This window comes from Actinomyces ruminicola (genome assembly GCF_900103885.1).
GTDB lineage: Bacteria > Actinomycetota > Actinomycetes > Actinomycetales > Actinomycetaceae > Actinomyces > Actinomyces ruminicola.
Window position 1 is genome coordinate 1 of sequence record NZ_FNIM01000032.1, and the last position, 4,693, is coordinate 4,693.

Annotated in this window: 2 protein-coding genes and 3 pseudogenes; 4 read left to right on the forward strand and 1 reads right to left on the reverse strand. The window is 66.7% G+C overall.

Features of this window, described 5'->3' with window-relative positions; translation table 11 throughout:
* Positions 1-98: 98 nt before the first annotated feature.
* Positions 99-1,043, reverse strand: a complete 945-nt coding sequence (locus BLR49_RS12800; RefSeq protein ID WP_245690738.1) for an ABC transporter ATP-binding protein — start codon at positions 1,041-1,043, stop codon at positions 99-101.
* Positions 1,044-1,364: 321 nt separating this feature from the next.
* On the opposite strand from BLR49_RS12800, the pseudogene BLR49_RS12805 reads away from it, so the two are divergent.
* The 4 genes and pseudogenes from BLR49_RS12805 to BLR49_RS14040 form a co-directional block, all read left to right on the forward strand.
* Positions 1,365-1,852: pseudogene (locus tag BLR49_RS12805) on the forward strand (IS110 family transposase); the annotation flags it as partial.
* 44 nt (positions 1,853-1,896) lie between these two features.
* A pseudogene (locus BLR49_RS12810) lies at positions 1,897-3,259 on the forward strand (IS256 family transposase).
* 142 nt (positions 3,260-3,401) lie between these two features.
* Positions 3,402-3,974, forward strand: a pseudogene (locus BLR49_RS13805) (transposase); the annotation flags it as partial.
* A gap of 550 nt (positions 3,975-4,524) precedes the next feature.
* A partial coding sequence (locus BLR49_RS14040; RefSeq protein WP_425425778.1) for a transposase occupies positions 4,525-4,693 on the forward strand: 169 nt, incomplete at its 3' end.

Sequence of the window (4,693 nt, forward strand, 5' to 3'; positions counted from 1 at the left end):
AGTTCGAACGCGAACTACAGCAGGCCGCCACCCCGAAAGCAGCCTGACAAACACACAACAACACCGTGTCCAAAAAACACCCAGCATTCCAGTCATGGTCATACTCCGGCGGGTTCGGGGGAGGTCAGCTGGTTTCCGGTGGCGGCGAAGTAGGCGTCCGCCAGTGTGGGCACCTGGATTCGCAGGTCGCGGCACCTGCCGTCGGCGGCCAGCACCGCCAGGGCCTCATCGGTGCGGTCCGTTGTCAGGTGGCCGGTGCGGTCGGCGTTGATCACCAGTTCGCCGAGCTGCCGGAGGCGGGCTGTATCGGCGTCGTCCAGCTCCCGCACGATCTGGAAGTGCACCGCCGGGCCGCCCGCGAGCGTACGGATCAGTTCTTCCGGGGTGCCGGCGCTGGCACATGACCCGTGGTCGATGATGAAGACCGAGTCGGCCAGGGCGGTGGCCTCCTCCATTGAGTGTGTGGACATGACGATGGTCAGGCCGCGGTCGCGCCAGCTAGCCAGCACCGACCACAAGTGCTCCCGGGCGCGCGGGTCCAGCCCGGTGGAGGGCTCGTCGAGGATGAGCAGTTCCGGGTTGGCGACCATCGCCAGGGCCACATTCAAGCGCTGGCGGGTGCCCCCGGACAGCTTGGTCACCTCACGGTTGACATAGTTGGTCAGTTCCAGGGAGTCGAGGACCTCCTCCGCAGGGCGTGGGTGGGTGTAGAAGGAGGACCACAGTGTCATCAGCTCACCCACCCGCAGACGCTCGAATATCTTCGCCTCCTGCGGTTGGATCGCCACCCGCGTGCTCAGCTCGCGCCCGGCCGTGGCCGGGTCCAGCCCCAGGGTCCGGACCACGCCCTGATCGGGACGCCGCAGTCCGACAATCATCTCCAGCGAGGTGGTCTTGCCGGCGCCGTTCGGGCCGAGGAGCGCGTGAATGCGGTGCGGCTCGGCGCGCAACGTCATGGAGTCGACGGCGTGAATAGTGCCGCCGGGCGTGTTGTAGGACTTGCGCACGTCGCGCATCTCGACGGCCAGAGCAGGAGCGCTCACAGTGTGCCTCGCTTAGGGGTTTTGTCAGGTTTGTTTGCGGGTGGTATCGGTAAGCAGGAGAGCGCCGCCGCAGGCAGTGACGACATTGCCACCGGGAGTATGCCAGAGCCGAGTCTGGTGCTGGCAAGACGGATGCGTGTGTCGTGTGCCGTTGAGACGATGGGGATCGTCGACGGCGACGACGTCGTTTCAGTTGCCCCGGCCGTGCCCGGTGCCGTCGGACCACCGATGCCTGTTGATGAATGGTTGCCGGCTGCGGCCCCGGAGGAACGCAGCCACCACGCCCCACCGCCCAACGTAACGCTGACAGCCGTCAGCCCGGCCCTGACCACCGGCGGCAAGAAGGTCTTCGACAAGGCCCTGCCCAACAGCGAGAGCCGGCTGCGCGAGGTCTACGAGCACCTGGGCGAGCACGGCCGGCTCCTGGTAGTGGTGGACCAGCCGGCAACGATCGGCGCCCTGGCGGTGGCGGTGGCTCAGGCGATGGGCATCACGGTGGGCTACCTGCCGGGCCTGTCGATGCGGCGTATCGCGGACCTGACCCCGGGCAGTGCCAAGACCGACGCGAAGGATGCCGCGGTTATCGCCGATGCGGCCCGCACCATGCCCCACACGCTGCGAGCGATCGACGCCTCGGATGAGGACGCGGCCGCGTTGAGCATGCTCACTGGTTTTGACCTGGACCTGGCCCGCCAGGTCAACCAGACCGAGGGGACGTATCCGGGGCCTGTACACCCAGACCCCGCCCAGCCCTCGAACAAGTGCTGGGCAAGTGGCTCGAGCACGACAGCGTGCTGGAGGTGAGGGCGTGTTCAATGGTCTGTGTAAGCCCTGATTGAGAGGACTGACCCTGATGAGTGTGACTGATAAGGAGAAGACCGCCCCGTGGGAGACTGCTCCAACTGGTAGTGGTGTGGCCCAGGAGCTGGCCGCCTCTGGTGCGTTGGATGACCTGTTTGAGCAGGTCGAGTCCGGCAAGGTGGAGCTCACTGGTGCTGACGGTCTGCTGCCGGCGCTGTTGAAGGAGGCGCTGGAGCGGGGCCTGCAGGCGGAGCTGACCGATCACCTGGGCTACGAGAAGGGCGAGCCGGCCAAGGCCGCCCGCGGTAACGCCCGTAATGGCACCACGACCAAGACGATCGACTCGGAGGTGGGCTCCTTCGAGACCTGTGGTCCCCCGGGACCGGGCCGGCTCGTTTACGCCCCGCCTGGTGCGTAAGGGCCAGCGGCGCATGGACGGCCTGGACTCGATGATTGTGAGCCTGTACGCGGGCGGTATGACGGTGCGGGAGATCCGCCACCACCTGGAGACCACCCTTGGGGCGGGTGCTGTCGGCCGGGACGATCAGTAAGGTCACCGACGCGGTGTGCGATGCGGTCATGGAGTGGCAGAACCGACCCCTGGAGGAGTTCTACCCGGTCATCTACCTCGATGCCATCCGCACCCAGGGTCCGTGCCGACCACCGCGTGACCACCAGGTCAGCCCACATCGCCGTAGGGGTCGACATGGACGGGATCAAGCACGTACTGGGCATCTGGGTCCAGGCCGAGGAGGGTGCCTCCTTCTGGGCGCACGTGTGCGCCGAGCTGGCCAACAGGGGCCTCAAGGACGTGCTGATCGTGTGCTGCGACGGACTGACCGGCCTGCCCGAGGCGATCGAGGCGACCTGGCCCAACTCCCTGGTCCAGACCTGCGTCGTGCACCTGATACGCGCCTCGATGCGGTTCGTGGCCTATGGGGACCGCAAGCAGGTCGCCAAAGCTCTCAAGCCCGTCTACACCGCCCCCAACGAGGAGGCCGCCCTGGAGGCCCTGGCCGACTTCGCCGACCAGTGGAGCAGCAAGTATCCCGAGGCGGTGGCGACCTGGGAGAGGGCCTGGGAGCGGTTCACCCCGTTCCTGGCGTTCCCGCCGATGCTGCGCCGGGTCATCTACACAACCAACTCCATCGAGTCGCTGAACTACCAGCTGCGCAAGGTGTCCAAGAACCGGGGCCAGTTCCCCTCCGACGAGGCCGCCGTGAAGCTGTTGTGGCTGGCCATCTGCAACACCGGTGGACAAGCGCGCCAGAGAACGGGACAAGGAGAAGAACCCACCCGCCAGCAAACGCAAGGCCAAGGGCCGCATGGTCGAAGGACAAGTCACCACCAACTGGAAACAAGCCCTCGCCCAGCTCGCCGCCGCCTACCCCGAACGAATCCGCCCCTACCTGTAACAACAACCCGCTTACACAGAAACCTTGACAGGCTCGGAGGTGATCGCCGCCTGGCCCACACCCGCCGACCTGCGCAAGGCCGGGCGGGCGCGGATCGACGCCAAGCCCCGAATCCCAGGGAGCCCGCCGCCACACCGCCTGGGCAAAAGCCATCACCGACGCCCTGAACAAGCAGACCGTGGTGGTCGCTGGCACCGACGCCGCCGGCGTGGTGCTGCCCCACCTGGCCCGCCAGCTCATCGCGCTGCACGCCCAACGCGACGACGTCGCCACCCAGGTCGAGGCCCTGGCGGGTGGCCCACCCTCCTTTTGCCCGGACCCTGACCACCCGTGCCCGGGGTAGGGGCCCCGGCCGCCGCCATCTTCCTGGCCGAAACCCTCGGTAGAACCTTCCCCTCCGGCGCCCACTTGGCCTGACTGCGCCGGCCTCACCCCCATAACCAGACGCTCCGGCTCCTCCATACGCGGCGAGCACGTCTCCCACGCCGGCAACAAGCGCCTCAAACGGGCGATGTTCCTCTCGGCCTTCGCCTCCCTCAGATCAGACCCCGCATCCCGCGCCTACTACGAACGCAAACGCGCCCAGGGCAAACGCCACAACCAGGCCGTACTCGCCCTCGCCCACCGCCGCATCCTCACCCTATACGCCATGATCCGCGACGGCGCCCTCTACGACCCCCAACCAGCCCAGCAACAACTACCCGCCGCCGCTTGACAAACCACATAGGGGCACCCCCCGGGGCCAGGACATGACCACCCGGGGCGCGGACCCGGCGCTGCGCGCCCGCGCGCCCCGGCGTGGCGGTTCGCCACTTGGCACCGACGCTTCGGCACTTGCGACGACGGTACGTACCCTTGGGTGCCGAACCGTCACAAGAAGGTACGAATCGCTGACCAGAACGTACGAACCCTCACGAAAAGGTACGAACCGTCCACCAACACACCAACCCCAAGCCAACACACCCCCAAACCGAAAAAGCCGATTATGGTCTGGGAGGTTGATCCGGGGCGGTGCTGGGCGAGTTCATCAACTGGGCGACCGGCAGCCGCTCCCAGGCCGACCTCTCCAGCGGCAGCGACAGGGCGTTTCGCCGCCGGATGGGGCACCACCCCAACCCCCGAAGAAGGCCTCTGGACCCGCAAAGGCTGGGCCGGACGAACCAGCTAGAACACCCCGACACGCCCGAACCACGCACACTGGACTGGAGGGTTGTTTTCGGACTTGGGGGATGGCTGTCGTTCCCCGTGATCTGATAGTTAGGATGATGGATGTGACTAAGGCGAAGTACTCTGAGGAGTTTCGTGAGCAGGTTGCTCGCGAGGTGGTGGATAAGGAGCGGTCGATCGCGTCGGTCGCGGCCTCTTATGGTTTGGTGGCGCAGACCGTGGGCAACTGGGTCGCTAAATACAGAAAGCAGCACGCCGACGCCCGGG